This window comes from Streptomyces violaceus, from assembly GCF_036014075.1.
Classification (GTDB): Bacteria; Actinomycetota; Actinomycetes; order Streptomycetales; family Streptomycetaceae; genus Streptomyces; species Streptomyces violaceus.
The window spans coordinates 4,812,187-4,838,631 of the sequence record NZ_CP107911.1; the positions used below are offsets into that span (position 1 = coordinate 4,812,187).

Sequence of the window (26,445 nt, forward strand, 5' to 3'; positions counted from 1 at the left end):
GCTGAGGGCGGGTGGGCGCGCAGCCCGGCGTTGCGGGGTGCCTCCCCCACTCTCGGCTTCGCTCGAGCGGGGGGACCCCCACCGCCCACCCGTGCCGCCCCTAGCGGCACGATTGCCCGCAGCTGGGTGAGCCGGCTACAGGTCGCCGGTCCGCCAGAGGGTCTCCTCCGTGTCGAGGGTGGCGGGGTCGGGGATGCGGTGGCGGGCGGTGGTCAGCCAGGCGTCGACGGCGTCAACGAGGCCGGGCGGGGGCGGCGGGCCGTCCTCGGCGAGGTGGGCAAGCAACGCGGCCGCCGCCGGGTCGTCCGTGTCGCAGGACCCGCACAGCACCGACTCCCTGAGTCCCTCCACCCGTTCGCCGGAGCTGTTGCGCCAGGCGTGCGGGTAGCGCACGGCGAGCAGGGCCGGGGCCGCGCAGCGGGCGCAGACCAGGGGCGTCACGCGAGGCCCACCCAGGCGTCCGCACCGAACGTGCCCTTCACGTCCGAGGCGACGGTGCTGGGATCCACCGTGGTGTGCAGGGCGTAGACGGTCGTCCTGCGGGTGCCGCGGACCCGGAGACGGACCGGGGTGCCGCCGGGATGGTCGGTGAGGATCCGCTTCAGTTCGTCCACGGACTGCCGGGTGATCCGGTGCGCCGGCAGGGCGAGATGGACCGGGGGACTGCCGTCTTGCTCGGCCAAGGACACGTCCAGCACGGCGAGTTCCCTGCCGAAGAGGCTCAGGGTGCCGTCACGGTCCTCGATCCTGCCGCGTACGGAGACGACGTCGTCCTCGGTCAGCGCGTGCTGGACGAGCTGATAGGCCGCGGGGAAGAACAGCACATCGATACCGCCGTCCCGGTCCGTGAGGTGGACGACGGCCCAGGCGTTGCCCTGCTTGGTCACCTTGCGCTGGACCCCGGTGATCAGCCCCGACAGCCGTACCTCCCCCGAGGTGCGGCCGGAGGCGCGGAGTTCGGCGATGGAGCAGTCGCGGGCGCCGGCGAGGATCCGCTCGGCACCGTCCAGAGGGTGGGCGGAGACGTACAGGCCCAGCATCTGCCGTTCGGTCGCCAGCAGTTGGCGGCGCGGCCACTCCTCCTCGTCCACGGGGAAGTCCAGGCCGAAGGCCGGAGTGTGCGCAGCGGACGTGCCCAGTCCGGCGAACAGGTCGTCCTGGCCGAAGCTCGCCGCCTTCTTCACCGGGATCACCGCGTCGATCGCGGCCTCGTGCACGGCGGTCAGGCCCTTGCGGGAGTGCCCGAGCGAGTCGAAGGCGCCCGCCTTGACCAGGGACTCCACCGCCCGCTTGTTCAGCGCGGGCAGACCGGCCTTGTGCAGGAAGTCGGAGAAGGACGTGAACCGCCCGTTGCCCAGGCGGGCGTCGACGACGGCCTCGATGACACCGTCGCCGACGTTGCGCACGGACCGCAGACCGAACCGTACGTCGTCCCCGACCGCGGCGAACTCCGCCACCGACTCGTTCACGTCGGGCGGCAGCACCCGCACGCCGTTCGCCCGAGCGTCGGCGAGATAGAGCGCGGCCTTGTCCTTGTCGTCGCCGACCGAGGTGAGCAGGGCGGCCATGTACTCGGCGGGATGGTTGGCCTTGAGATAGGCGGTCCAGTAGGAGACGAGGCCGTACCCGGCCGTGTGGGACTTGTTGAAGGCGTAGCCGGAGAACGGCAGCATCACGTCCCAGAGCGCCCGGACCGCCTCGTCGGAGTAACCGTTCGCCCGCATGCCGCCGTGGAACTTCTCCCACTCTGCGGCCAGCACCTCGGGCTTCTTCTTGCCCATCGCCCGGCGCAGCATGTCCGCGCCGCCCAGCGTGTAGCCGGCCAGTTGCCGGGCGATGGCCATGATCTGCTCCTGGTACACCAGCAGGTGGTGGGTGGAGCCGAGGATCGGGTCGAGGGCGTCCTTCAGCTCCGCGTGGATCGGGGTCGGGGCCTGCTTGCCGTTCTGGCGCAGGGCGTAGTTGGTGTGCGCGTTGGCGGCCATCGGGCCGGGGCGGTACAGGGCGTTGGCCGCGGCGATGTCCTCGAAGCGGGTGGGTGCCATCAGCTTGAGCAGGGCGCGCATGCCGCCGCTGTCGAGCTGGAACACACCGAGGGTGTTGGCGTCGGCCAGCAGCCGGTAGGTGCGGGCGTCGTCGAGCGGGATGACGACGGTGCCCGGGTCGCCGTCCCCGGGGTCGACGGTGGCCAGCCGGATGCCCCGGTTCTCCCGGACGTTCTCGATGGCCTGGTCGATGACGCCGAGGTTCCGCAGCCCCAGGAAGTCCATCTTCACCAGGCCCATCGCCTCGCACGACGGGTAGTCGAAGCCGGTGATGCGCGCACCGTCGGAGGCCCGCAGATGCAGCGGGATCCGGTCGGTCAGCCGGGTCTTGGAGAGGATCACCGCGGCGGCGTGCACACCGGTGCCGCGCGTCAGGCCCTCCACGCCACGGGCCGTGTCGATCACCCGCTTCACATCCGGCTCGCCGTCGTACAGCTGCCGGATCTCGCCGGCCTCCGGATAGCGTGGGTGGGAGGAGTCGAAGATCGCGTCCAGTGGGGCGGGTTTGCCGTTCTGGTCGGGCGGGAGCGCCTTGGTGATCCGCTCGCCGTGGGCGAAGGGGTAGCCCAGGATGCGCGCGGAGTCCTTGATCGCGTTCTTCGCCTTGATCCGGCCGAAGGTGTTGACCAGGGCCGTGTACTCGTCGCCGTACTTGTCGATGACGTAGCGGACCATCCGGTCGCGCTGCCGGTCGTCGAAGTCGAGGTCGACGTCGGGCGGGTTGATGCGCTCGGGGTTCAGGAACCGTTCGAAGAGCAGCCCGTGCTCCAGCGGGCACAGTTCGGTGATGCGGGTGGCGTACGCGACGAGGGAGCCGGTGGCCGAGCCGCGGCCCGGGCCGAGCGGGATGCCGTTGGCACGGGCATACCGGCAGATGTCGGCCACGACCAGGAAGTACGAGCTGAAGCCCATCGGCCCGATGACCGCCATCTCGGTCTCGAACCGCTCCAGGACCCGCGTCGGCACCGGATCCCCGTAGCGCAGGATGAGGCCCGTCAGGACCTCCTTCCGCAGCCACGACTCCTGCGTCTCTCCCTCCGGCACGTCCGGGAACCGCGGCATCTCGTCGACCTGGCCGAAGACCTCGTCGTACGACTCGACGCGCTCGGCGACCAGCAGCGTGTTGTCGCAGGCCTCGGGCAGGTCGGCGAAGAGGGCGCGCATCTCGGCGGCCGGCTTCAGGTAGTAGCCGGAGCCGCTGAAACGGAAGCGGCGCGGGTCGTCCTTGTTCTTGCCGACGCCGATGCACAGCAGGTTGTCGTGGGCGTCGGCCTGGTCCTCGGTGACGTAGTGGGCGTCGTTGGTGGCGAGGAGGGGAAGGTCCAGGTCCTTGGCCAGGCGCAGGAGCCCGTCCCGGACCTCGCGCTCGATGGCGAGGCCGTGGTCCATCAGCTCCAGGAAGTAGTTCCCCCGGCCGAAGATCTCCTGGTAGGCGCCCGCGGCGGCCCTGGCCTCCTCGTACTGCCCGAGCCGCAGCCGGGTCTGGACCTCCCCGGAGGGGCAGCCGGTGGTGGCGATGATGCCGTCGGGCCGCTCGGCGATCAGTTCACGGTCCATGCGCGGCTTACCGGCCGGGAACTGCCCCTCGTAACTGGCCTGTGTGCTGAGCCGGAACAGGTTCCGCAGCCCCCGGGCGTTGTACGCCCACATGGTCATGTGGGTGAAACGGCCGCCGCCGGACACGTCCTTCGAGCCCTCCCCGTCCTCCCCGACGGCCCGGCGACCGCCCGGCCCCCAGAACTCCTGCCTGCGCGAGAACCGGGAGGAGGGCGCCACGTACGCCTCGATACCGATGACGGGCTTCACCGTCCCGAAGCCCTTCGCGGTCTGCGCGAACTCGTAGGCCCCGAACATGTTCCCGTGGTCGCTCATCGCGATCGCGGGCATGCCCTGCCGGGCCACCTCGGTGAACATCGGCCGCAGCTTCTGCGCACCGTCGAGCATCGAGTACTCGGTGTGGTTGTGCAGGTGGACGAAGGAGTCCGGCATGTGGGGCGCACCTCCGAGAACAGGGAAGGTTCTGATACAACTGATAGTTGTTCATGCCGTCTCCGGGGAGACGGCTACTCATCAAAACGAACCCGTCACCCCGGGATCAAACAACCGACACGCGTATGCTGAACAACCTCTTGTTGTGTGGCTAGGCTGTCGACGTGGACCTCAAAGCCGTACGAGCGTTCGTCGCGATCGCCGACTCCGGGCAGTTCCAGAAGGCCGCCCTCGATCTGTCCCTCACCCAGCAGGCCGTCTCCAAGCGGATCGCCGCGCTGGAGAAGGACCTCGGGGTGCGGCTGCTCGTGCGCACGGCCCGGGGAGCGGACCTCACCATCGACGGGCAGGCGCTCCTGCCGCACGCCCGGGCCCTGCTCCAGGCCGAGGAACGGGCCGTGGCCGCGGTGAGCCCCGGGGACCGTGCGCTACGGGTGGATGTCGTGGGGCGCCGGGTCGCCACGGCCGGGCTGGTCCGGGACTTCCACCTGGCGCATCCGGAGATCGCCCTGGACGTCGTCACGCTGTTCGGCGCCGATACGGCGCTGACCGCCGTGCGGGACGGGGCCGTGGACGCCACGTTCCGTGCCGTCACCATGCCCGGGCATCGGCTCCCCGACGGCGTCGAAGCCGTCCCGGTCCTCGACGAGCCGCTGCGCCTGTGCGTCGGGCCCGGCCACGAGTTCGCCCGGGCCGCCTCGGTGACACCCGCGCAACTGGCCGGACACCGGATCTGGATGCCGGGCAACGAGCCCGGCACGGAGTGGGCCGCGTACTACGACGAACTCGCCGCGACCTTCGGCCCGACCCTCGACACCATCGGCCCCAACTTCGGCGTCGAGGCCCTCCTCGACACCATCGCGGCCTCCCCGACCCTGGCGACCTTCCTCAGCGAACGAACGCCCCTCGTCTGGCCGACCGACCACGACCTGCGCCTCGTCCCCGTGCGTGACCCGATGCCGGTCTACCCGCACGCACTGCTCTGGCGCACGGACAACCCCCACCCCGGCCTCGCCGCCCTCCGCGACCACCTCCTGGCGACGCGCCCACGCCCGACCGAGGGGGAGACCTGGCGCCCGTCCTGGGCGCAGCGGCCTTAGAGCCTGTCGTAGCTCCCCACCCCGCCCGACTCCCTCACGTCTCGGTCCGGTACATCAGATCCACCTCGTGCGTCTCGAACCCCAGCCGCTCGTACACCGTCACCGCGGCCTTGTTGTCGGCGTCGACGTACAGCATCGCGGTCGGCAGGCCCTGCCCCGCCAGATGCCGCAGGCCGATCGTGGTCAGGGACTTGCCGAGGCCGCCGCCCTGGGCGCCGGGGCCGACGCCCAAGACGTAGACCTCGCCGAGGCCCTCCTGGGCGTGGACCTTGGTCCAGTGGAAGCCGACGAGTTCGTCGCCGCGGAAGGCGAGGAAGAAACCGGCGGGGTCGAACCACGGCTCGGACTTGCGGTCGTCGAGGTCCCGCTGCGTGAGGGAGCCCTGCTCGGGGTGGTGGGCGAAGGCGGCGGCGTTCACGGCGAGCCAGGCCGCGTCGTCCTGGCCGGGGACGAAGGCGCGGACGGTGACGCCCTCGGGGAGCACCGGCTCGGGTGCGTCGAAGCCGGTCAACGGGCGTCGCATCTGACGCAGTTCACGGAACAGGGTCAGGCCCAGGACCTGCGCGAGATGCCGGGCCGCGGAATGGCCGCCGTGCGCCCACACCCGCAGCCGCTTGCCGGACGCGGCCAGCAGGGCGGACCCGAGCGCCCGCCCGTGCCCGTGCCCGCGATGCCCGGGGTGGACGACCAGCTCGGCGGCCGGCGGCTCCACCGGGTCGGTGTCCTCCAGCTGGGCATAGCCGACGAGTTCGCCGTCGACGGTGAGCAGCAGATGGGACACGCCCTCCCGCTCGCCGCCACGCAACTGCAACCGGCCCTGTTCGGACACCGCCTGCTGCCCGTCCGTACGGGCGGCCTCGGCGAGCAGCCCGAACACGGCCTCGGTCTGCTCCGGGGAGAGCGCGGCAAGGGTCTCGATCGAGCGGGGGCGGCCGGGCCGTACGGTGTCGTCGCTGGTCATGCGTACGAGGGTACGGCGCCCCACCGGCAAATCGGCGGCAAAGAAGCAACCAGGATGTAACCACGAAACACCTGTCGCGCTACGCGCGTTGACTCTAGGCTGCGCCGGACGAGATCACTGTCCCAGCAGACCCAACAGGGGGGCGTATGCCAGCCACTTCACCGGCACCGGTGCACCAGGAGCGCCGTAGACGTCGTACGAACCGTTTCGCCGCTCTCGCCGCCGGTGTCGTCACCGTCGGTGCGCTGGCCGCCGCGGGGCTGCCGGGGTCGGCGACCGCGGGCGAGGACCACCGCAAGGGCGGCCACTGGCCCGGCCGCTACCAGGATGTCCAGCTGCTGTCGTTCAACGACCTGCACGGCAACCTGGAGCCGCCGGCCGGTTCTTCCGGCCGGGTCACCGAGCAGCAGCACGACGGCACGACGAAGACCATCGACGCGGGTGGCGTCGAGTACCTCGCCACGCATCTGCGGCAGGCCCGCAAGGGCGAGAAGTACTCCGTCACCGCCGCCGGCGGCGACATGGTCGGTGCCTCCCCGCTGATCTCCGGGCTCTTCCACGACGAGCCGACCATCGAGGCGCTGAACAAGCTCGACCTCGACGTCACGTCCGTCGGCAACCACGAGTTCGACGAGGGCGCCAAGGAGCTGGGCCGGCTGCAGAACGGCGGCTGCCACCCGAAGGACGGCTGCTACACGGACAAGAGGTTCAAGGGCGCCGACTTCCCCTACCTGGCCGCCAACGTCCTCGACGAGAAGACGAAGAAGCCGATCCTCAAGCCCTACTGGGTGTGGAAGAAGAAGGACGTCAAGGTCGGCTTCATCGGCGTGACCCTGGAGGGCACCCCGGACATCGTCTCCGCCGAGGGCGTCAAGGGCCTCTCCTTCAAGGACGAGGTCGAGACGATCAACAAGTACGCCAAGGAGCTCCAGAAGAAGGGCGTGAAGTCGATCGTCGCCCTCATCCACGAGGGCGGCTTCCCGGCGTCGACGTCGTACAACTACGACTGTGACGCCCCGGGCGCGGGCGACGGCATCTCCGGGCCGATCGTCGACATCGCCAAGAACGTCACGCCGCAGGTGGACGCGCTGGTCACCGGCCACACCCACAACGCGTACGTGTGCAGCGTCGAGGACCCGGCGGGCAAGCCCCGCATGGTCACCTCGGCCGCGTCCTTCGGCCGCCTCTACACCGACACCACGCTGACGTACGACCGGAAGACCGGCGACATCGCCCGTACGGCCGTGAAGTCGGCGAACCGCGTGGTCACCCGGGACGTCCCCAAGGCGCCCGACATGACGCGGCTGCTCAGCAAGTGGAACACCCTGGCCGCGCCCATCGGCAACCGTGCGATCGGTTACGTCTCCGGCGACATCGGCAACACCGGCAGCGAGTCCCCGCTCGGTGACCTGATCGCGGACGCCCAGCTCGCCCACGGCAAGCAGCTCGACCCGGAGACCGACCTGGCGCTGATGAACCCGGGCGGTATCCGGGCACCCCTGACGTATGCGGCCAAAGCCGGTGAAGGCGATGGTGTCGTGACCTACGCGGAGGGCTTCACGGTCCAGCCGTTCGCCAACACCGTGAACCTCCAGGACTTCACGGGCGCCCAGCTGATCCAGGTCCTCAAGGAGCAGGTGACCGGCCCGAACGCGGCGGCACCGAAGGTTCTCCAGGTGTCGTCCGGTCTGACCTACACGCTGGACCTCACCAAGTCCGGTGCCGACCGGGTGGTCACCGACTCGGTCAAGCTGGACGGCAAGGCCATCGACCCGGCGGCCACCTACCGCGTCGCGACGAACAGCTTCCTCGCGGGCGGCGGCGACGGCTTCCCGACGCTGGGTCAGGGCACGAACGACGTCGTCGGCCTCGACGACCTGGCCGCGCTGGAGCAGTACCTGACGGCCAACTCCTCGGCGTCGAACCCGCTCGCACCGCCGAAGGCGGACCGGATCACGATCGTGAACTAAATCGCATACATGGGGTTCAGGTTGCGAGGTGGGGCGGTGCGCATGGTCGGATGAGACGATGCGCACCCCCCACCGCATGGACACGCGACATCCCGACGACCCCTCCGAGCAGCCCCAAAACCCCTCCGGGCAGCCCCTCGACGCCTACGAGCAGCCCCGCAATCCCTACGACGAACTCGGCGCCCTCGACGACGGGCCTCTGGAGGCGACCCCTCTGCAGGACTTCCTCGGCGAGGACGCGGAGCAGCGGGACGAGCAGGAGCCGGAGTGGTCGCCGCCCGATCACCGTCGCGGCGGCCGACGTCGAAAGAATCGTTTCGCCGGGCTGCCGCTCGCGGTGAAGGCGGTGGTGGGCCTGGTCGTCCTCGCCTCGTTCGCCGCCCTCGGTGACCGCTGGGCGGTGCTGTACGCCGAGCACAAGGCGGCGGACACCCTCAAGGACCGCCTGGACCTGGCCGCCGCGCCCGAGGTGGAGATCGGCGGCTTCCCCTTCCTCACCCAGCTCGCCGACAAACGGCTGGAGTCGGTGAAGCTGACCGTCCCGGACGTCGCCGCCGACCGCGTCTCGCTGGCGAGGGTGTCGGCCACGGCCCATGACGTACGGCTGAACGCCGACGGCCTGACCTCCGTGCGCGGCGCCGATGTCCCCCAATTCGACGGGGACGTCATGCTGTCCTTCGAGGACCTCAACCGCGAACTCGGCGCCTCCCAGGTGACGTTCACCGGCGAGGGCCGGGACCGGGTGCGGGCGCGCGGCACCCTGCCGGTCGCCGGGCACAACCTGAAGCTGCGGGCCGAGGCCCGGATCCAGCGGCAGGGGGAGCGGGGCATCGCCACGGAGATCGGCGGCATGCGCCTGGACATCGGGGACCTCGCCACCTACCGCCCCGGCAAGCGCGCCTCGGAAGGACTGCATCTGACGCCCAAGGCGTCCGCCGACCTGGCCCGGGAGACCCAGAAGGCCAAGGCGCTGCTGTCGGTCCCGGCCATCGTGCAGCGCATGGGCGTGCCCGAGGCGACCGTGAACGAGGCCCTGGCCGACAACGGCAAGCTCGCCGAGCTGACCGGCTCCCCGCGCTTCGCCCGCCAGGCCGAACGCCTCAACCTCATCGACCTGGCCCTGAACAACCCCGAGGTGCTCAAGCGCCTGGGCCTCGACCCCGACCTCCTCGGCGAGTTGTCGGGCCTGACCCGCCCGGTCCTGGCCGACCGTCTCGCGCTGGCGTTCGAGCTGCCGAAGCCGGAGCAGGGCGACGTACAGCTGGAGGACGTACGGGTGGAGGAGGACGGCATCCGGGTGCGGCTGTCGGGCTCGGGGCTGTCGGTGGGCGGCTGAGCCACAGCGGCTCCGAGGGCTTTTCGCGCAGCGGAACGTGCCCGGAAGTCTGGCCTTCGGACACTGTCCGCACCTTGTGATCACCCGGAGACTGGGGCGCGCGCACCGGACCCGAGACGAGGAGGATGCGGATGCACAGGCACGGTAGGTCCCCGGAGTCGGAGGCGGACGCGCGGGCCGGACACCCCCACCGGCCCCTGCTCCGGCCGCACGACGACAGTGCCCAGGCGGCCCGGCTGGCAGCCGGGGGGCAGCTGACGCCGGACGCGGCCGTCTCCCTCCAGAGCACGGCCGGCAACGCCGCGTTCGTGGCCGTTCAGCGCATGCCCCAGGGCGGCAACGGCGAAGGCCCGGCCGAGGAGAAGCCGATGGACGGGCTGAGCCGGTTGCGCAGGGCCCACGAGCGGGAGAAGAAGCGCGGCCAGACAGCGCCCACCTACGGACCCGGCCAGAGCCCCTTCGGTCCCTACACGGTGAACAAGGGGCGAGGTGCCGCCCCGTACATCACGTCGAACGTGAAGCACCAGCACCCGGGGAGCGAGAGCCTCGGGACCACGTACGACGAGTTGATCAAGGCGCTCGACGCCGAGCACCATCCTCTCGTCGCCGCCGCCCTGAAGGGCCAGGATCCGACCGAGGAGGACCTCGCCGGCATGAGCGCGACGCAGCGGCGAGCCGCCGCCATGCTCTACGGGATCACGAAGGACTCCGAGCCGCTCAGGTTCGCGGGGGCAGGCAAGGCCGCGCGCAGCGCACTGAACAAGCAGGGTGACCCGTACCACGAGGCGGAGGAGTACGAGAAGGACTTTCCGATGGCCCAGGTCGGAGGGGCGCAGTCCTACCGGAAGGCGCTGGCCGGGGAGACGCAGCTCTCCGCCGAGGCACTCAAGAACCTGAAGGACATGTCGGAATCGTCCTCAGACGGGGAGAAGTCCTCCTGAGGTCCGGTGTCGCTGCCTGGATGAAACTTTGTGTGCAGATGTGTTGACCTCTGTTCGAGTTTCCTTCTAGCTTCGTGCTCCACTGAGCGGTCCGACTGCGGGCTGCTCACCTTCGCACATGCTCAGAAGGGGATGTCGTGTCTCAAAAGAACCATCGCGGGACAGCTTGCGTGGGGGCGCTGCTGGCCTGTGTCACGGCATTCGGCGGAGCGCTCGCTTCCCCCGCTGCCGCCTCGCCTGCCTCCCGTCCCGCCACACCGCCGCCCGTCAGCGACTTCAAGGGCGTCAACTGGGCCGACCCGCGCGACAACTACGCCGACGACGCGGTCGTGCCCTCGGGCCTGTCCACCTCCGACAGCTACGCCACCACCTACGCCAAGTCCAAGGCGATCATCGGCGGATTCTCCAAGCTCGGCGCCAACACGGTCCGGCTCCCGGTGAACCCGACCTCGGTGAACGGCCCCTTCTGGAAGTCGTACCGGGGCGCGATCGACGCCGCCACCGCCAAGGGGTTCAAGGTCATCCTGGGCTACTGGGAGGCCGACAACGCCAAGGACGGCAAGATCGACAACCAGGCCTCCTGGGACCAGATGTGGGCGCGGATCACCTCCGCCTACGCCCGCGACTCCAAGGTGTACTTCGAGCCGATGAACGAGCCGTTCGGCTACACCGCCCAGGAGTGGACCGACATCGCCGCGACGTGGGTGAACACCCACCGCAACGTGCCCCGTGACCGGATCCTGATCGGCGGCTACAAGTACAGCGAGGACGTCAAGCCGGTCTGCGCCGACCCGCGCCTCAAGGGCACCCGCCTCGCCCTGCACAACTACGGCTTCTGGCACACCGACTGGACCAGCGTCGACCAGTGGAAGGCGGACTTCAAGTCGCGCATCGGCGACTGCGCCTCGCGCACGATCCTCGACGAGTTCGGCGCTTCCATGACCACCGGCCTGGACTACAACGGCCCGGTGGGCACCTCCAACGAGGTCGCGTACATACAGGCCGCGACCGACACCATCCGGGAGCTGGGCCTGGGCTCGGTCTACTGGCCCGGCCTGCGCAACGGTGACACCTACTCCCTCACCACGCTCCAGGGCACGGGCACGAACCTCAGCCTGACGGTGAACAACCAGAGCGGCCTGGACCGGCTGCACTACGCCTGGAAGCAGTAAGGGTCCTTCGAAGGGTCACCATGGTGACCCTTCCGGGTCCGGCGCGCTTGTCAGCCGGACCCGGAAGGGAGCCGTCAGGACGCCGAAGGCGTCCAGCCCGCGAGCCAGTCCGCGACCTCCTGGCCGGCGGCCTGCGCGTCGCTCAGATGCGGCCGGTTGGAGTTCGCCGACCCGGAACCCGCACCGGAGTTCTTGTATTCGGCGAACCGGTCGTCCTTCCACGAGAAGCCGCTCATGTCGGTCCACGGCGTGGACTTCACCGCGGCACTGAGGCTGGTGTTGCGGACCGTGGTCTGCGGGTCGAGCGAGGCGTCCCCGCCCGCGTGCCAGGGCCGGCCGAGGTAGAAGCTGCCGTTCGACACATCGCCGTTGACCGTGGTGTTGGCGATCAGGATGCCCTTGCGGTTGGCGGCCGTGCTGGGAGCCGTGACGTAACCGGCCGAGGTGCCGTCCCACCGCTTCTTCAGCGTGATGACGGACTTGTCGACGACGGCCGTGGCCCGCCCGAAGATGAAGTCGACGTTGCCGACGACGTAGGAATTGCTGACGTAGACCCGCCCCAGCTTGTCCTTGGCGGCGGTGTCGAGCAGCAGCGTGTCCTGGTCGCCGCTGACGATGATCCCGTCCAGGAACACCTTGTCGGCCGCGGTCCGCAGGGCGACGGCCTGATGCCCGCTGAGGCTCTGGTTGGCCTTCTCGTCGAAGTCGTTGGAGATGGTCAGGTTCCGGGCCTGGAAGTCGTCGGCCTCGACGGCGACGGTGGCGCTGCCGCCGGTGCCGTACGTACCGCCGCCGGGCTTGGGCGTACCGGCCGCGTTGTTGTAGACGATGGTCGTGTCCTTGCGGCTGCCGCCGGTGCCCTGGATGGTGACGTGCGGCTTGTTGGACGGCACCTTGACGAGTTCCCGGTACGTCCCCGGCTTCACGGCGATGACCACGCGGGCGGGGTTGTTCGCCGGTACGGCGTTCACGGCGGCCTGCACGGTCCGGTACTGACCGCTGCCGTCCGCCGCGACGGTGAGGGTCGTCGCCGCGGCCGCCTTGGTGGCGGCCGTCGTACCGACGGAAGCGCGCGGCCCGACACCGGACTTGAGGATCGAGGGGAGGTCGGCGGCCTGGTCGAGGGTGTACGGGTAATAGGTCTTCGGGTCGAAGGCGCTCCCGCCGCTCTCGTTCCTTCCACTGGTACCGGAGAAGACGCTCCCCCGCTGCACGATCGCGGCACCGCTGTCCTTGATGACGGGGTTCTTCACGCCCTTGAAGTAGGAGTTCTCCAGGACCATCTTCGTCGCGCCGCGCGAGTAGTTGCCGTACGACGACTTGATGTCGGTGCCCGCGGCGTCCTCGAGGAAGTTGTTGTAGAGGTGGGCGTGGGCGGCGTTGTCGGTGGAGGGGTTGCGCTGCTCGGTCTCGCGGATCCAGTTGTGGTGGATCGTGATGTCGGTCTTGACGTTCTCGGTCCAGCCGATGCCGAAGGTCTTGTTGTTGTCGCTCAGCTTGTTCCAGGAGACGGTGACGTTCGTCGAGTCCTTGCGGACGTCGATGAGCCCGTCGGCCATGTGCCGCAGATCGTTGTGATCGATCCACACATGGTGGGCGCCGTCCATCTGGATGGCGTCGAAGTCATGGTCCTTGTCGTTCCAGACACCCTGGTACGCGTCCCGGATGGTCAGATTCCGGATGATCACGTTGTGCACGCCGGACCCGAGGAAGAACCCACCGCCGACGATGTGCCCGGAGGTCCCCTGGCCCACGATGGTCTTGTCGGACTGCACCTTGATCTCTTTGCCGACCGGGTTCATGGCGATGGTCCCGGCGACGACGATGACGTACGGCTCGGCGGCGGTGGCGTACTTCTCCAGCTCGGCCTGCGTCTTGACGATGACGGTCTTGCCGTCCCGCCCGCCGTACGTCCCGTTCTGCCCGAGGGAGTTGACGGAGGCGAATCCGTCGGCGGTGTCGGCGGCCCAGGCCGGGGCGGCGGCGGAGGCCTCCCGGCCGGTGCCGCCGAGGACGCCGAGGTCGGTGCCGTAGGCGAGGGTGCCGGCGGCGGTCAGGGCCAAGGGGACCGTGACGGCCAGGGCGGTGCGGCTTCTGCGGTGACGGGCCTTGCTGCGCGGCTCACTCATACGGCGATCCGTTCCGTGTGGGGGGAATGACCGCTGATCAGTCGCCGCCCCACACGGAAAGGTTGCCGGTGTATCCGCCTTACTTGACGCAGGACTCGGGGTCGAGCTTCTCCTCGATCTTGTCCTCACGGCCGTCGGGCTGGCCGCTCGGGAGGAGCTTGTCGGAGATGCCGTCGATGTAGTACCCGTGCGAGTAGATGGTCTGGTACCCCCGGTCACGCCAGCTGTGCACGGTCCGGTCGCCGTCGCCCTTGTTCCACTGGTAGTCCTCAACGTGGAAGACGGGGTTCACGCGCACCACGCGCTGATACGGCGTCCAGGTCACGGCGACCTGCCGACAGGGCGGAATGGTCTTCTCGCTGCGGGTCTCGAACTTGGACTCCTTCTCCCAGCCCCACTCGTAGCCGGCACTGCCGCCGACGGTGCCGGAGAAGATGCTCTTGGCGAGCGAGAGGCTGATGGTTCCGCCGACACTCTTCTTGGCGAACGTCTTGGTGCTGTAGCTGCTGACGAAGGTCTCCTTGTCGTCGGCGGAGCCCTTGTTGCCGATCCACCGGGACGTGCGGACGGTGTCGCCCTTGATGGACCAGGTCGAGGCCTCGGCGTATCCGCACCAGCCGCGGAACAGCTCCCACGGCCCGGCGGGCTTCCACAGCCCGAAGACGTCCCGCAGGTACTCGTCCTGGGTCTTGAACTCACCGGTGTCGACGTTGAGGGCGCCGTAGACGCCCGTCAGGCTCGTCTCCTGACCGCAGAGCCGTTCGATCATCCGGTCGGTGTCACCGGGGTCGACACCCCGGATGTTGGTCGCCCCGGCGGGCCCGGCGGTTGCGGTCCCCGCACCGGCGAACAGGCCGGTGATGGCGAGGGCGGTGGAAGCGGCAACAAGGCCGCTTTTCTTGAGAGTTGACTTACGAATGAGACGCATGGGGGTCGCTCACTCCTGCCTGTGGTTCTGTGACGGCAGTGAAGATGTCAGAACATGAGCGGGAGTTTGCGGTACTGGTGAGTACGACAGGACATTGACAGCTGGCCGGTTGTCATGTCCCGCTTTATCGGGCGTCACCCTCCCCGCGACTGACCGCGACACGCAGCACGTCTCCCAGGGACTCCACGGCCCTTGTCAGCGCGAAACGCACGGCGCGTTCACCGGACTTGGGGTCGTTGAGTACGGCTCTGGCGCCGGCGAGTACCTGTTCGGCGGAGGCGAGTTGAGCCGCTTCGATGTCGTCGGCTAGGTGCGAGAGAAGGCTGTCGGAATCGTCGGTGGAGAGATAACAGGGCTTGCCGTCGGTGCCGGTCCAGGGGAGCAGCCTCATGCGTAGACCTCCAGGGTGTGGAGGTAGGGCCGGACCAGCGGGGTGTCCATGACGAGGGGCTCTGCGTCGAGGAGGCGTGGAGGGGGATCGGGTAGAGGGGGTGGCCGATGGCCGGGGGTGGCTCGGTGGCGCCCTTGGGCAGGGAGCAGGAGTCGTACGAGGGTCAGGAGCAGGGACTCGCAGAGTTCGGCGGCGCGGAGGCGTAAGCGCATGACGATGTGTCCCTTTCGGGCGGCAGGCAGGGCCTTGACGAGCGGTGATTACCGTTCGTGCCTCGATGGTTACGGCTCGCGCGTACGCTGCGGAAGGGGTCAGGTGTTGCCTGACGCTCCAGGCAACGGTGAGGGGTGACGTGGGCGAAGCGGTTGACGGGGAGCGGGAGGCGGGGCGGGGAGTTCTTGGCAGGACGCTGAAGTTCTTGCGGGAGCAGGCGGGGAAATCGCTGGGGCATCTGGCCGAAGACACCGGATACGACAAGAGCTACCTGGGCCGCCTGGAGAAGGGAGAACGGCTCTCCAAACGGGCGGTCATGGAGGACCTGGACAGCTACTACGGGTGCGCTGACCTGCTGGTGACCCTCTGGAGGATGGCGCAGCTCGACGCCTTCAAGGACAAGTACAAGACGTACATGGAGCTGGAAGCGACAGCTCGGATTCTGCGCGTGTACACGCCTGACGTGCCTGGACTTTTGCAGACAGAGGACTTAACCCGTGAGGTGTTGTCTGGGCCACAGGCAACAGCAGGCAACAGCGATGACGTCGAAGAACAGGTGGCCGCGCGCTTGGGACGGCAGCTTCTGCTGCGCAAAAACCCGGCACCCAGTGCCCGATTCATCATCGACGAGCCCGCATTCCGCCGCCCCTCGGCCAACGCGGAGATCTGGGATGGTCAGTTGCTGCACATCGAGGCAGTGGCCCAGTGGCCCAACGTCGCCGTGCAGGTACTGCCGTTCTCCGCTGGGGTACATCCCCTCATGGGGAAGGGGTCTCTGACCCTGCTCTGGCAGGAAGACGGGAGCTCCGCAGCCTACACAGAAGGAGACAGCAGCGGTCTGCTGACGGATGATCCGGAGGCTGTCCTGCGCCACCGTTTGTCCTACGATCTGCTGCGGGATCTGGCGCTGTCCCCGTCGGACTCGCTGACGTTCATCCGGGACGTACTGGAGGAGCACAGATCATGAAGCCCACCTGGCGCAAGTCGAGCTACAGCGACGGGGGAGCCAACAACTGTGTCGAGGTCGCCGACAACTGCCCTGGCGTAGTTCCCGTCCGGGACAGCAAGCGGTCGGACAGCCCTGTGCTCGTGTTCCGGTCGGGTTCCTGGGCGTCCTTCGTCACGTACGTCAAGAAGTAACTGTCGGGGCCGCCCGCTTCTTTGGCAGTGTCGTGCTTCCACGGCCTGCATCAAGGGCGCTTCGCGTCGCCTTCGGCGATCGGCCTGCGGCCGACCCTTGACCCAGGCCGTTCCAGCACGGGAGAGAAGCGAGCGAGCGGCCCGGAAATGCGGGGGGCCGAGCCTGTTTGCGGGCTTGGCCCGTCGCTTTGCTGAGCGGCGTTGACGTGCGCGCTCGCGCCTCGCCTGGACGCCGGGTTGGCTTAGCGGCGAGCGGTGGGTGGGTGGTGCGGTGGCGCGTCCGCAGGGGTGGGGCACGCCGGACGGGGCAAGCGGCGAGCGGCGAGTGGGGGCTTGGGAGGGACTCGGAGGGGCAGTTGGAGCGTTTGGGCACCGTCCAGGTGATAACCCCAGGCAGACAGAGTCGGCAGTGGCCCATACGCTCCAAAACCTGAGCTTGGCCCCGTGAGCGGCGGCTTGCCACCACGCCCACACACCGCAAGCCGCCAACAGGCCCGACCTGCCACTGCCAATCGCCGCCAACTCACCCGGCGTGCCCGGCACCGCCGGCGCGATCCCACCCCCACCGCACCACCCGCCCAGGGATCGCCGCTCAGCTCACCCGGCGTGCAGGCGGAAAGCGGCTGCGCCCACCCTCATCGCCGAGCGGCCGGACAAGCGACCGAAGGGGCCGTTTTCCCTGGCCACCCGCCTTTCCGGGCCGCTCGCTCGCTTCTCTCCCGTGCTGGAGCGAGTTGAGTCAAGGGTGGCCCGGAGGGGCATCGCCGAAGGCGACGCGGAGCGCCCTTTACTCGGCTCGTGGAAGCACGACACTGACAAAGAAGCGGGCGGCCCCGGCAGTTTCGTTCGACGTGCTGTAGCCGCCCAGCCGCCCTACCCGACCCGACCTTCAGGGAAGGGGCAGATCCTCCGGTGGAGGCACAGCCGCCCCCGGCAGTCGTACCGTCGCCACCGTGCCGCCCCCCTCGGCGTGGGACAGGGACACCTCGCCCCCCGCCTGCTGCACCGTCCGGGCCACGATCGACAGGCCCAGTCCCGAGCCTGGCAGGGCGCGCGCCCTCGGGGAGCGCCAGAAGCGGTCGAAGACGTGGGGGAGTTCGTCGGCGGGGATGCCCGGGCCGTGGTCGCGGACCGTGAGGGTGCCTGAGGCGAGGCGTACCTCGATCGTGCCGGACTCCGGGCTGAACTTCACCGCGTTGTCGAGGATGTTGACCACCGCCCGTTCCAGGGCGGAGGGCTCCGCGCGGACGAACCAGGGCTGGACATCCGCCGTGATCGTCAACTCCGGGCCGCGCAGCCGGGCGCGGCGCAGGGCCGACTCGACGGTGTCCTGCCACGCGACGATCTGGGTCCGGGCCGCGTGCTGGCCGGTGTCCGGGCGGGAGAGTTCCTGCAGGTCGCCGATGAGTGCGGCCAGTTCCGTCATCTGCGCCTTCACCGAGGCCAGGAGCGCCTTGCGGTCCGCCTCCGGGATGGGGCGGCCCGTTTCCTCGCTGCGGGTGAGGAGTTCGATGTTGGTGCGCAGTGAGGTGAGCGGCGTGCGTAGCTCGTGGCCCGCGTCCGCGATGAGTTGTTGCTGGAGTTCGCGGGAGCTGGCCAGGGCCGAGGTCATCGAGTTGAAGGAGCGGGAGAGGCGAGCCACCTCGTCGTCGCTCGCGTCGTCGACCGGGATACGGACGTCCAGGTCCTCCGTGCGGGCGACGTGCTCGACCGCTTCCGTGAGTTTGTCCACCGGACGGAGGCCCGCCCTCGCGACCGTGAGGCCGGCCGCACCGGCGCCGAACACCCCTACGCCCGAGACCAGCAACAGAATCAGCGCGAGTTCGTTGAGCGTGGACTCCGTTCCCTTGAGCGGGACGGCGATGACCAGCGCGTAGTCGGCGGCCACGCCCTGCTGGAACGGGCCGTCCTTCACGACCACCGCCGTGGTCAGCACGCGCACCGAGTTGCCGTCGCTGTCCGTGCCGTTGCGCAGTACGGCCGTCCTGTAGTCGGGATTCTTGGCCACGGCCTTGTCGCCGCTCGTCACGTTCACCTGGGGCATGAGGCTGCTGAAGCGGCAGACCTTGCCGTCGGTCCTGACCACCTGCGCGTAGGTCTGCGGCCGCGGCGCCCCGCCGAGCGTGTTCGACGGGTTCTGGGGACACGTCTTGGTCAGCGCGTCGAACTCGTCCGCCTGAATCGTCCGGAACGACGACTGCAGGTCATCGTCCACCTGGTCGTACAACTTCCCCTGCACGATGAACCAGCACGTCACCGACACCGCCGCCACCGCGAACGCCACCGCCGCCGCCACCAGCAGCGCCAGTCGGGACCGGATCGGCAGGGAGCGGAACCGGCGTACGACCTTGTTCACTCCGCGCCGCCCGGCCGCAGTACGTATCCGACACCCCGCACCGTGTGGACGAGGCGCGGTTCGCCGCCCGCCTCGGTCTTGCGGCGCAGGTACATGACGTAGACGTCGAGGGAGTTCGACGACGGCTCGAAGTCGAAGCCCCAGACCGCCTTCAGGATCTGCTCCCGCGTGAGGACCTGGCGCGGGTGTGCCATGAACATCTCCAGGAGCGTGAACTCCGTGCGGGTCAGCTCCACCTGGCGGCCGGCCCGTGTGACCTCCCGCGTCGCGAGGTCCATGCGCAGATCGGCGAAGGTGAGCGCGTCCTCGTCGGCCGGGTTGCCCGCGCCCACGGCCGCCGCGTAGGAGCTGCGGCGCAGCAGGGCGCGGATGCGGGCGAAGAGTTCGTCCAGTTCGAAGGGCTTGACCAGGTAGTCGTCGGCGCCCGCGTCGAGGCCCGTGACCCGGTCGCCGACCGTGTCGCGGGCCGTGAGCATCAGGATCGGCGTCAGATCGCCGGTGGCGCGGATGCGGCGCGCGGCGGTCAGGCCGTCCATGCGGGGCATCTGGATGTCGAGGACGACCAGGTCGGGCCGGTACGCGGCGGCCTTCACCAGCGCGTCCGCGCCGTCGACGGCGACCTCGGTCCCGTACCCCTCGAAGGCGAGACTGCGCTGAAGTGCTTCGCGTACCGCCGGCTCGTCGTCGACGATCAGGATGCGCTGGGGGTCACGGTCGCCGTCTGCGGGGCTCATGGGCTCGGGGTCCTCGGGTGTGAAGGGGAGGGGCGGGGCGTCTGACGCTCTCAGCCTCGCACGCGCACGAGCACGAGCGCGGGCGGTGCCGGGAGGAGCGTCAGGCCCGTGCCGTGCGGCGCCGGGCGGCGGCCCGGCCCGCCCGCCGGGCGGCCGTGGCCGTCGGGATCGCCACCTCCGGTGCCCGGCCCGTCGGCGCGTGCAGTTCGTACGCCACCGCCAGGGCCAGCCCGACCCCGGCCGGATCGCCGCCGGACTCCGTGTGCGCGATCTGCTGGATCATCGCGGTACTCCTCATTCGGTGGAACTCGGTCCGTATTCGGTGCAACTCAGTCCGTGGAACCGGCCCGCAGCGTGGCGAGGTCGGCCTTGACGGTGTTGATCGGGATCGCGAAGCCCAGGCCCACGCTGCCCGCGGCCGCGGAGGAGGAGGCGCCCGCCGCCGAGTACATCGCGGAGTTGATCCCGATGATGTTGCCGTTCATGTCGATCAGCGCGCCGCCGGAGTTGCCCGGGTTGAGGGACGCGTCGGTCTGGAGCGCCTTGTACGTCGTCGTGTCCGAGCCGGTGTCGCCGTTGAACTCCCGGCCGCCGAACTCGAACGGCCACTCGCCGCCCTGCTGCCCCTGTCCCTGCTCCTGGCCCTGGCTCTCGTCCGTGGAGACCGTGACGTCCCGGTCGAGGGCGGAGATGATGCCGCTGGTGACGGTACCGGTCAGGCCCTCGGGGGAGCCGATCGCCACGACCTGGTCGCCGACCCCCACCCCGGCCGAGTCGCCGAGTGTCGCGGTCTTCAGGCCGGAGGCGTTCTCCAGCTTGATCAGCGCGAGGTCCTTCTTGCTGTCGGTGCCGACGACCTTGGCGGTGTAGGACTTGCCGTCGTTGGTCCTCACCTTGATCTGCGAGGCACCGGAGACGACGTGGTTGTTGGTGATGATCTCGCCGTCACTCGTGATGATCACGCCGGAGCCGGTGGAGGACCCGGCGTTGGAGTCGGCGCTGATCTCGACGATGCTCGGGCTGACCGCCTTGGCGACGCCGGAGACCGTGCCCTTCTGGCTGGACGGCACCACGTTGGTGCTGGTGGAGCTGGAGGCGACGGTGTCGTTGCCGGTCAGCTCCTGGATGCCGTAGGCGGTGCCGCCGCCTATCGCCGCGGCGACGATCGCCACGGCGGCGAGCAGGGCTACGGGGCCACGCTTGCGCTTCTTCGGAGCTGGCGCCGGGGCGTACGCCGGGGGAGGCGGCCACTCGGGGTTCACGGGCGCCGTGGCGTACTGCTGGTCGCCCTGGTACGGGTTCTCGTACTCGCCGCTGTCGCGGAGGCTTTCGGTCATGGAACTGAGCTTGTCGCCCGACCATGAGAGCTGCCTGAGCGCTTCCTGAGAAGCCCGACAGAACCTCGTATGCCCGATATAAACGCGCGTCCTGACCGGACTACGCGCAGCCGCAGGACCGCCGTGTCACCAATCTGGACGGGAACACCTTCAGCCGCTCCCGACGGGCCCCCGCGACCCGCAGGCCGTCGTCGAGGACGAGGTCCACCGCGGCGCGGGCCATCGCCGGGCGGTCGGAGGCGATCGTGGTCAGGGGCGGGTCGGCGAGCGCCGCCTCCTTGATGTCGTCGAACCCGGCCACCGCCAGCTCGCCGGGGACGTCGATCCGCAGCTCGCGCGCCGCCCGCAGCAGGCCGATCGCCTGGTCGTCGGTGGAACAGAAGATCGCGGGTGGGCGGTCGGGGCCGGAAAGGATCTTCAGGGCGGTCTGGTAGGCGTCGTAGCGGTTGTAGAGGGCCTCGAAGAGGCGGCCTTCCGTGGAGATGCCGGCCTCGTCCATCGCGCGCCGCCAGCCCTCGACGTGGTCGGAGACCGGGTCGCCGACCACGGGGGTCTCCGCTATGCCGCCCATACAGGCCACGTACTCGTAGCCGTGCTCCAGCAGGTGCCGTACGGCGAGCTGGGCGCCGTCCAGGTCGTCCGTGACGACGGCGACGTCGTCGATGGCCTCGGGCCGCTCGTGCATCAGCACGACCCGGGCGTCCCAGGCCTCGATCTCGGCGGCCGCCAGGTCGTTGAGCGCGTGGCTGACGAGGATGAGCCCCGAGACGCGCATGCCCAGGAAGGCCCGCAGATAGTGGACCTCGCGCTCGCCGATGTAGTCGGAGTTCCCGACGAGCACCATCTTTCCGCGCTCGGACGCGGCCTGTTCCACGGCGTGCGCCATCTCCCCGAAGAAGGGCTGGCGCGCGTCCGGCACGATCAGGCCTATGAGATCCGTACGCCGGGACGCCATGGCCTGGGCCACCCGGTCGGGCCGGTACCCCAGTTCCTTGATCGCGGCGAGGACACGCTCGCGCGTGGCCGGGGCGACCGGCCGGGGTCCGTTGTTGATGACATAGCTGACCACGGCAGTGGAAGTCCCTGCCAGCCGCGCCACATCATCCCGAGTCACCTTGGCCACGCGCGGAGTCTACGCGGATATACCGGCTCTGGGCAGGGCGTAAAGGAGGTTCCGTACGATATCCCGACCGCCGTCCGGAGCCGCCCTCGCGGAAAGCGATGCCCAGGTGGGCATCGCGATACGCCTCTTACGCCTTGGTGCGTGCCTCGGCGGCATCCAGGTCGGTCGAATTGTCCGCTGCGTCCTGCTTTGCCTTGGCCGCCTTGGCCTTCGCCTCCTCGGCCGCGCGCTCCACCTTCTCCGGCGTAACGAATCGATAACCGACGTTCCGGACGGTGCCGATCAGCGACTCGTGCTCCGGCCCGAGCTTGGCGCGCAGCCGCCGTACGTGCACGTCGACCGTGCGCGTACCGCCGAAGTAGTCGTAGCCCCACACCTCCTGCAGCAGCTGGGCGCGGGTGAAGACGCGGCCGGGGTGCTGCGCGAGGTACTTCAGGAGCTCGAACTCCTTGAAGGTGAGGTCGAGGACGCGGCCCTTCAGCTTGGCGGAGTACGTCGCCTCGTCGACCGACAGGTCGCCGTTGCGGATCTCCATCGGGGAGTCGTCGCTGACGATCTGCTGCCGTCCCATGGACAGCCGCAGCCGCGCCTCGACCTCCGCCGGGCCGGCGGTGTCGAGCAGAACGTCGTCGATGCCCCAGTCCGCGGTGACGGCGGCGAGACCGCCCTCCGTGACGACGAGGATCAGTGGACAGCCCGGGCCGGTCGACCGGAGCAGCTGGCACAGGCTGCGGACCTGTGGCAGATCGCGCCGGCCGTCGACGAGGATGACATCGGCACCCGGGGTGTCGACGAGGGCGGGTCCCTCCGCGGGGGCCACTCGCACGTTGTGCAGAAGCAGGCCGAGGGCGGGGAGCACCTCCGTCGACGGCTGGAGGGCGTTGGTCAGGAGCAGCAGAGAACTCATACGTCTGGTTCCTCCTCGGTCCCTGCGAGGACGTTTGTTGGTACAGCACCGCTCTGCGATCCCGAAGGCCCGTACACCTGCGGTTTCCCGCTTCGTATACAACGCTTCCGAAAGCACAAAAGGACCCGGGGGCAACGCTGCCCGAGTCCTCTGCCCAGCAGAATAGCCCACATGAGCTCTGGTCCGGCAGGTCATGTGGCGCGTTCCACCGATGGTCCGAACTCCGAGACGACCGCCAGAACGCCTGTGCGGACTCCCGCGCGGACCTTTTTGCGCACCGCCGACGGCGTAACGATCGACGCCGTATACGACCCGGGTACCGCTGTATACGACGCCTCCGGGACACTTTCCGCTCATCCCGTGTTCGTCGTCGCCCACGGCTTCACCGGTGCCGTGGACCGGCCGCACGTGCGGCGGGTGGCCCAGGCGTTTGCCCGGCACGGGGCCGTGGTCACGTTCTCCTTCCGGGGCCACGGGGCGTCCGGCGGGCGGTCCACGGTCGGGGACCGGGAGGTGCTCGACCTGGCGGTGGCCGTGCGGTGGGCCCGGGAACTCGGGCACGCGCGCGTGGCGACGGTGGGGTTCTCCATGGGCGGGTCGGTGGTGCTGCGGCACGCGGCGCTGTACGAGGCGGGCACGGACGCGGTGGTGTCCGTCAGCGCGCCCGCACGCTGGTACTACCGGGGGACGGCGCCCATGCGCCGGCTGCACTGGCTGGTGACCCGGCCCGAGGGGCGGGCGGTGAGCCGGTACGGCTTCGGTACGCGCATCCACCACCGGGACTGGGACCCGGTCCCCCTCTCCCCCGTGGAGGCGGTGCCGAGGATCGCGCCCACGCCCCTGCTGATCGTGCACGGCGACGCCGACGGCTACTTCCCGCTCGACCACCCCCGCATGCTGGCCGCGGCCGCCGGTGACCAGGGCGAACTGTGGCTTGAGCCGGACATGGGGCATGCCGAGCACGCGGCGAGCGACGCGTTGCTGGCGCGCATCGGGGAGTGGGCCGTCGGCCGGGCGGGCTAGCCTGACGGAGTTCACCGACGAGCGATTGAGGAAGCAGATGCCAAAGGTCACGGTGCGCTACTGGGCCGCCGCCAAGGCCGCGGCCGGGGTGGCCGAAGAGCCGTACGAGGCGGTCACGCTCGCCGAGGCGCTCGCCGGGGTGCGCGAGCGACACCCCGGCGACCTCGAGCGTGTCCTGCGGCGATGCTCGTTCCTCGTCGACGGTGACCCCGTGGGCACCCGCGGACATGAGACGGTACGGCTGGCCGACGGCGGCACGGTCGAGGTGCTCCCGCCGTTCGCAGGAGGATGACGATGAGCAACCAGCCGTATGAGGGCTATGACCCTTACGGGCAGCAGCCGCAGGCGTGGCCCGGGCAGCAGCCGTACGACGATCCGTACGCCGCTCAGCAGTACACGCAGAACACGCAGCAGTGGCAGGGACAGACCTGGGAGACGCAGACGCGGCAGCCGGTGACGGCGGCGGAGACGGCGTATCTGCCCCAGCAGGGGTACGCGGCTCCGGCCGCCGGTGAGGTCCCTGCGGCTCCGGCGCCCGAACCCGCTCCCGACTCCGCGTACGGCCCCGCCACCGTCGGCGGGAACACGCGCGTCACGGACGCGCAGCGGGCGCGGGCGGAGGGGCGGTCGCCGGTCATCGAGCCGGGGATGCAGCCGGCCGCGCTGACGGCGCTGCTCGGGCTGTTGCTGGCGGGTGCCGCGGCCGTGGGCACGTACGCGCTGCTGGTTCCCCTCGTCGCCCTCCAGGCCGTCACCGCGGCGGGCTGGTTCCGGCTGAACGGGATGTGGCCGGCGCGGCAGGGCATCGCGCTGGGCTTCGCGGGGGCGCTCGCCGCGGACGCGGCGCTGCTGGTGTCGGACCGCTCGCCGTCGGCGATCCTGGGCACGCTCGGCGTCTGGGTCCTGCTCTCCCTCGTCCTGCAACTGCGCTCGCACGCCGACCCGGACGAGCGGATGTACGGCCTGATGGCGACGGTCGCGGCGGCGGCGCTGGCGATCGTCGCGGGCGGCTATCTCGCGGCCGAGGCGGACGCGGTGACGGTGGGTGCGATCGCGGTGGCGGTCGCGGTCCTGGCCCGCGCCCTACCGCTGCCGACGCCGGCGTCCGTGGTGGTGGCGCTGCTCGCGGCGGCGGGCGCGGGCGTCGCGGCCGGCGCGATGACGGGCCTCGGCACGCCGGGCGCCCTGCTGGGAGCGGGCGCGGGCGCCTGCGCCCTGATCGGCCACCGGGTCGCGAGCTACGACTACCCGTCCCGCTTCGTCCACTTCACAGCGGGGGTGGCCCTGCCCCTGTCCGCAGCGGCTCCGGCGGTGTACGTGCTGGGGCGGGCCCTGGTCTAGCGCCCGCCTCCTCGCGGGTGGTGGGTCGGGGCCGCGTCGGGGGGTGTCCGTCCTCGGAACGGCGCGATGGGGTCGGACGCCGACTGACTGTCCGTTGACGCGCCAACCGCTGCGGGCGGACACCCCCCGACACGTCCCCTTCCGTGCGTACCTAGCTGCGGGCAATCGTGCCGCTAAGGGCGGCACGGGTGGGCGGTGGGGGTCCCCCCGCTCGAGCGAAGCCGAGAGTGGGGGAGGCACCCCGCTACGCCGGGCTGCGGACCCACCCGGCCCCAGCCCCGACGCCCGGCACCCGCCTGTCACAGATGATCGACAAATCCAGGGCGCCCACAGCCCACGGAGTTACCCTCACGCTTGGACGGCCACCCGGTCGTCAGGGACCGGACCGCCGTCCAACCGCCGAGGTGGGGGAAACACCGTATGCGCGCACTGCGAATACTGCTGATCGTCGTCGTGATCCTGGGCGGGCTCTTCGTGATCGCCGACCGCGTCGCGTTGAACTTCGCCGAGGACGAGGCCGCCGACCGCCTGAAGACGACGGAGAACCTCTCGGCGACCCCCGACGTCTCCATCAAGGGCTTCCCGTTCCTCACCCAGGTCGCCGGCGGTTCGCTGGACGACATCGAGGTCGGCATCCAGGACTACGAGGCCGCCGCGGGCAACGGCGGCCAGAAGATCCGCATCGACGACCTCAAGGCCGACATGCAGGGCGTCGAGTTCTCCGGCGACTACAGCTCCGCCACCGCCACCAGCGCCACCGGCACCGCGACCATCGCCTACGACGAGCTGCTGAAGACGGCGAAGTCCGAACCGACCCAGGTCGCCCCGGGCGTCACCGCCAACGTCGTCGGCCTCTCCGACGGCGGCAACGGAAAGATCAAGGTCACCGTCGAGGCCACCGTTCTCGGCACCAAGCTGCCCGAGCCGGTCTCCGTGCTCAGCTCGGTGACGGTGGTCGACGGCGAAGTGCGGGTGAAGGCCGACGGTCTGCCCAAGTTCGGCGGCGTCGACATCGCCGAGTCCCGCGTCCGGGCCATCACCGACTTCCAGCAGAAGATCGACGGCCTGCCCGGCGGCATCCAGCTGGACAAGGTCCAGGCGGCGCCGAACGGCGTGGAGATCACGGTGAAGGGTTCCAACGTCCGGCTGGCCGGGTAGGGAAGGCGCAAGGCGGCACCGACCAGGGCTGTCCGGTGGGCGAGACGGTGAAGTCCGTAGCGTAGATGTGACGGCGAATACAGGCGGGCCGAAGCCGTGCGGGAGACGCACGGACAGGTCGCTGATCCCATATGGCGGATCTTTGCGTCTC

The 26,445-nt window shown here is 69.9% G+C and carries 24 protein-coding genes; 11 read left to right on the forward strand and 13 right to left on the reverse strand.

Features of this window, described 5'->3' with window-relative positions; translation table 11 throughout:
• Nucleotides 1-135: 135 nt before the first annotated feature.
• A complete protein-coding gene (locus tag OG542_RS21675) occupies nt 136-441 on the reverse strand; it encodes a DUF6300 family protein (RefSeq protein WP_328413091.1) in 306 nt (101 codons plus the stop codon).
• Nucleotides 438-4,034, reverse strand: coding sequence for a DNA polymerase III subunit alpha (dnaE, locus tag OG542_RS21680; RefSeq protein WP_328413093.1), 3,597 nt, complete (start codon nt 4,032-4,034; stop codon nt 438-440). The genes OG542_RS21675 and dnaE overlap by 4 nt, the downstream gene beginning before the upstream one ends.
• A gap of 164 nt (nt 4,035-4,198) precedes the next feature.
• Between dnaE and OG542_RS21685 the strand changes: the two genes are divergently transcribed.
• The gene (locus tag OG542_RS21685) at nt 4,199-5,134 is read left to right on the forward strand and encodes a LysR family transcriptional regulator (RefSeq protein WP_328413095.1); all 936 of its coding nucleotides are present in this window, start codon (nt 4,199-4,201) and stop codon (nt 5,132-5,134) included.
• 34 nt (nt 5,135-5,168) lie between these two features.
• Here OG542_RS21685 and mshD read toward each other — a convergent pair whose 3' ends face one another.
• On the reverse strand, nt 5,169-6,095 hold the full coding sequence (mshD, locus tag OG542_RS21690; protein WP_328413097.1) for a mycothiol synthase: 927 nt from the start codon (nt 6,093-6,095) through the stop codon (nt 5,169-5,171).
• Between the two features lie 146 nt (nt 6,096-6,241).
• On the opposite strand from mshD, the gene OG542_RS21695 reads away from it, so the two are divergent.
• From OG542_RS21695 to OG542_RS21710, 4 genes are all read left to right on the forward strand, one after another.
• Entirely contained in the window at nt 6,242-8,065 is a 1,824-nt protein-coding gene (locus OG542_RS21695; protein ID WP_328413099.1) for a bifunctional metallophosphatase/5'-nucleotidase, read from the forward strand.
• Nucleotides 8,066-8,123: 58 nt separating this feature from the next.
• On the forward strand, nt 8,124-9,401 hold the full coding sequence (locus OG542_RS21700; protein WP_328413101.1) for an LmeA family phospholipid-binding protein: 1,278 nt from the start codon (nt 8,124-8,126) through the stop codon (nt 9,399-9,401).
• A 131-nt stretch (nt 9,402-9,532) separates the two neighbouring features.
• Nucleotides 9,533-10,342: a hypothetical protein gene (locus OG542_RS21705; protein ID WP_328413103.1), complete on the forward strand. Its 810-nt coding sequence runs from the start codon at nt 9,533-9,535 to the stop codon at nt 10,340-10,342.
• Between the two features lie 137 nt (nt 10,343-10,479).
• Nucleotides 10,480-11,514 carry a glycoside hydrolase family 5 protein gene (locus OG542_RS21710; RefSeq protein ID WP_311126448.1) on the forward strand — a complete coding sequence of 345 codons (1,035 nt, stop codon included), beginning with the start codon at nt 10,480-10,482 and terminating at the stop codon, nt 11,512-11,514.
• Between the two features lie 74 nt (nt 11,515-11,588).
• Here OG542_RS21710 and OG542_RS21715 read toward each other — a convergent pair whose 3' ends face one another.
• The 4 genes from OG542_RS21715 to OG542_RS21730 all read right to left on the reverse strand — a co-directional run bounded on the left by OG542_RS21715 (nt 11,589) and on the right by OG542_RS21730 (nt 15,174).
• On the reverse strand, nt 11,589-13,643 hold the full coding sequence (locus OG542_RS21715; RefSeq protein ID WP_328413106.1) for a pectinesterase family protein: 2,055 nt from the start codon (nt 13,641-13,643) through the stop codon (nt 11,589-11,591).
• A gap of 79 nt (nt 13,644-13,722) precedes the next feature.
• Nucleotides 13,723-14,571 (reverse strand): hypothetical protein, encoded by an 849-nt coding sequence (locus OG542_RS21720; RefSeq protein WP_328413108.1) that lies wholly within the window; start codon nt 14,569-14,571, stop codon nt 13,723-13,725.
• Between the two features lie 124 nt (nt 14,572-14,695).
• Complete coding sequence (locus OG542_RS21725; RefSeq protein ID WP_328413110.1) at nt 14,696-14,962, reverse strand: hypothetical protein; 267 nt, start codon at nt 14,960-14,962, stop codon at nt 14,696-14,698.
• Nucleotides 14,959-15,174 (reverse strand): hypothetical protein, encoded by a 216-nt coding sequence (locus OG542_RS21730; RefSeq protein ID WP_328413112.1) that lies wholly within the window; start codon nt 15,172-15,174, stop codon nt 14,959-14,961. Before OG542_RS21730 ends, OG542_RS21725 begins: the two co-directional genes overlap by 4 nt.
• 140 nt (nt 15,175-15,314) lie before the next feature.
• Here OG542_RS21730 and OG542_RS21735 point away from each other — a divergent pair, with 140 nt between their 5' ends.
• Complete coding sequence (locus OG542_RS21735; RefSeq protein WP_328413114.1) at nt 15,315-16,142, forward strand: helix-turn-helix domain-containing protein; 828 nt, start codon at nt 15,315-15,317, stop codon at nt 16,140-16,142.
• Nucleotides 16,139-16,315: a DUF397 domain-containing protein gene (locus OG542_RS21740; RefSeq protein WP_328413116.1), complete on the forward strand. Its 177-nt coding sequence runs from the start codon at nt 16,139-16,141 to the stop codon at nt 16,313-16,315. The genes OG542_RS21735 and OG542_RS21740 overlap by 4 nt, the downstream gene beginning before the upstream one ends.
• A gap of 889 nt (nt 16,316-17,204) precedes the next feature.
• Here OG542_RS21740 and OG542_RS21745 read toward each other — a convergent pair.
• From OG542_RS21745 to OG542_RS21770, 6 genes are all read right to left on the reverse strand, one after another.
• Nucleotides 17,205-18,671, reverse strand: coding sequence for a sensor histidine kinase (locus tag OG542_RS21745; protein WP_328413118.1), 1,467 nt, complete (start codon nt 18,669-18,671; stop codon nt 17,205-17,207).
• On the reverse strand, nt 18,668-19,405 hold the full coding sequence (locus OG542_RS21750) for a response regulator transcription factor (protein WP_193479635.1): 738 nt from the start codon (nt 19,403-19,405) through the stop codon (nt 18,668-18,670). Before OG542_RS21750 ends, OG542_RS21745 begins: the two co-directional genes overlap by 4 nt.
• Before the next feature lie 100 nt (nt 19,406-19,505).
• Nucleotides 19,506-19,688: a hypothetical protein gene (locus tag OG542_RS21755; RefSeq protein ID WP_328413120.1), complete on the reverse strand. Its 183-nt coding sequence runs from the start codon at nt 19,686-19,688 to the stop codon at nt 19,506-19,508.
• A gap of 46 nt (nt 19,689-19,734) precedes the next feature.
• Nucleotides 19,735-20,742, reverse strand: coding sequence for a S1C family serine protease (locus tag OG542_RS21760; protein WP_328413122.1), 1,008 nt, complete (start codon nt 20,740-20,742; stop codon nt 19,735-19,737).
• Between the two features lie 100 nt (nt 20,743-20,842).
• Nucleotides 20,843-21,865 (reverse strand): LacI family DNA-binding transcriptional regulator, encoded by a 1,023-nt coding sequence (locus OG542_RS21765; protein ID WP_311126437.1) that lies wholly within the window; start codon nt 21,863-21,865, stop codon nt 20,843-20,845.
• A 127-nt stretch (nt 21,866-21,992) separates the two neighbouring features.
• A complete protein-coding gene (locus tag OG542_RS21770; protein WP_328413125.1) occupies nt 21,993-22,772 on the reverse strand; it encodes a winged helix-turn-helix transcriptional regulator in 780 nt (259 codons plus the stop codon).
• Nucleotides 22,773-22,943: 171 nt separating this feature from the next.
• Between OG542_RS21770 and OG542_RS21775 the strand changes: the two genes are divergently transcribed.
• From OG542_RS21775 to OG542_RS21790, 4 genes are all read left to right on the forward strand, one after another.
• Nucleotides 22,944-23,795 (forward strand): alpha/beta hydrolase, encoded by an 852-nt coding sequence (locus tag OG542_RS21775; RefSeq protein ID WP_328413127.1) that lies wholly within the window; start codon nt 22,944-22,946, stop codon nt 23,793-23,795.
• Between the two features lie 37 nt (nt 23,796-23,832).
• Nucleotides 23,833-24,087 (forward strand): MoaD/ThiS family protein, encoded by a 255-nt coding sequence (locus OG542_RS21780; protein WP_193479641.1) that lies wholly within the window; start codon nt 23,833-23,835, stop codon nt 24,085-24,087.
• A 2-nt stretch (nt 24,088-24,089) separates the two neighbouring features.
• Entirely contained in the window at nt 24,090-25,136 is a 1,047-nt protein-coding gene (locus OG542_RS21785; RefSeq protein ID WP_328413129.1) for a hypothetical protein, read from the forward strand.
• A gap of 420 nt (nt 25,137-25,556) precedes the next feature.
• Complete coding sequence (locus tag OG542_RS21790; protein ID WP_184599309.1) at nt 25,557-26,294, forward strand: LmeA family phospholipid-binding protein; 738 nt, start codon at nt 25,557-25,559, stop codon at nt 26,292-26,294.
• Nucleotides 26,295-26,445: the final 151 nt, after the last annotated feature.

What these genes read in the sequence shown, in the direction of transcription:
- OG542_RS21725 (WP_328413110.1), bottom strand. Translation starts at nt 14,962, where the DNA reads ATGAGGCTGCTCCCCTGGACCGGCACCGACGGCAAGCCCTGTTATCTC.
- OG542_RS21755 (WP_328413120.1), bottom strand. Translation starts at nt 19,688, where the DNA reads ATGATCCAGCAGATCGCGCACACGGAGTCCGGCGGCGATCCGGCCGGG.
- OG542_RS21730 (WP_328413112.1), bottom strand. Translation starts at nt 15,174, where the DNA reads ATGCGCTTACGCCTCCGCGCCGCCGAACTCTGCGAGTCCCTGCTCCTG.
- mshD (WP_328413097.1), bottom strand. Translation starts at nt 6,095, where the DNA reads ATGACCAGCGACGACACCGTACGGCCCGGCCGCCCCCGCTCGATCGAG.
- OG542_RS21740 (WP_328413116.1), top strand. Translation starts at nt 16,139, where the DNA reads ATGAAGCCCACCTGGCGCAAGTCGAGCTACAGCGACGGGGGAGCCAAC.
- OG542_RS21715 (WP_328413106.1), bottom strand. Translation starts at nt 13,643, where the DNA reads ATGAGTGAGCCGCGCAGCAAGGCCCGTCACCGCAGAAGCCGCACCGCC.
- OG542_RS21785 (WP_328413129.1), top strand. Translation starts at nt 24,090, where the DNA reads ATGAGCAACCAGCCGTATGAGGGCTATGACCCTTACGGGCAGCAGCCG.
- dnaE (WP_328413093.1), bottom strand. Translation starts at nt 4,034, where the DNA reads ATGCCGGACTCCTTCGTCCACCTGCACAACCACACCGAGTACTCGATG.
- OG542_RS21775 (WP_328413127.1), top strand. Translation starts at nt 22,944, where the DNA reads ATGAGCTCTGGTCCGGCAGGTCATGTGGCGCGTTCCACCGATGGTCCG.
- OG542_RS21720 (WP_328413108.1), bottom strand. Translation starts at nt 14,571, where the DNA reads ATGCGTCTCATTCGTAAGTCAACTCTCAAGAAAAGCGGCCTTGTTGCC.
- OG542_RS21770 (WP_328413125.1), bottom strand. Translation starts at nt 22,772, where the DNA reads ATGAGTTCTCTGCTGCTCCTGACCAACGCCCTCCAGCCGTCGACGGAG.
- OG542_RS21790 (WP_184599309.1), top strand. Translation starts at nt 25,557, where the DNA reads ATGCGCGCACTGCGAATACTGCTGATCGTCGTCGTGATCCTGGGCGGG.
- OG542_RS21695 (WP_328413099.1), top strand. Translation starts at nt 6,242, where the DNA reads ATGCCAGCCACTTCACCGGCACCGGTGCACCAGGAGCGCCGTAGACGT.
- OG542_RS21705 (WP_328413103.1), top strand. Translation starts at nt 9,533, where the DNA reads ATGCACAGGCACGGTAGGTCCCCGGAGTCGGAGGCGGACGCGCGGGCC.
- OG542_RS21700 (WP_328413101.1), top strand. Translation starts at nt 8,124, where the DNA reads ATGCGCACCCCCCACCGCATGGACACGCGACATCCCGACGACCCCTCC.
- OG542_RS21760 (WP_328413122.1), bottom strand. Translation starts at nt 20,742, where the DNA reads ATGACCGAAAGCCTCCGCGACAGCGGCGAGTACGAGAACCCGTACCAG.
- OG542_RS21750 (WP_193479635.1), bottom strand. Translation starts at nt 19,405, where the DNA reads ATGAGCCCCGCAGACGGCGACCGTGACCCCCAGCGCATCCTGATCGTC.
- OG542_RS21780 (WP_193479641.1), top strand. Translation starts at nt 23,833, where the DNA reads ATGCCAAAGGTCACGGTGCGCTACTGGGCCGCCGCCAAGGCCGCGGCC.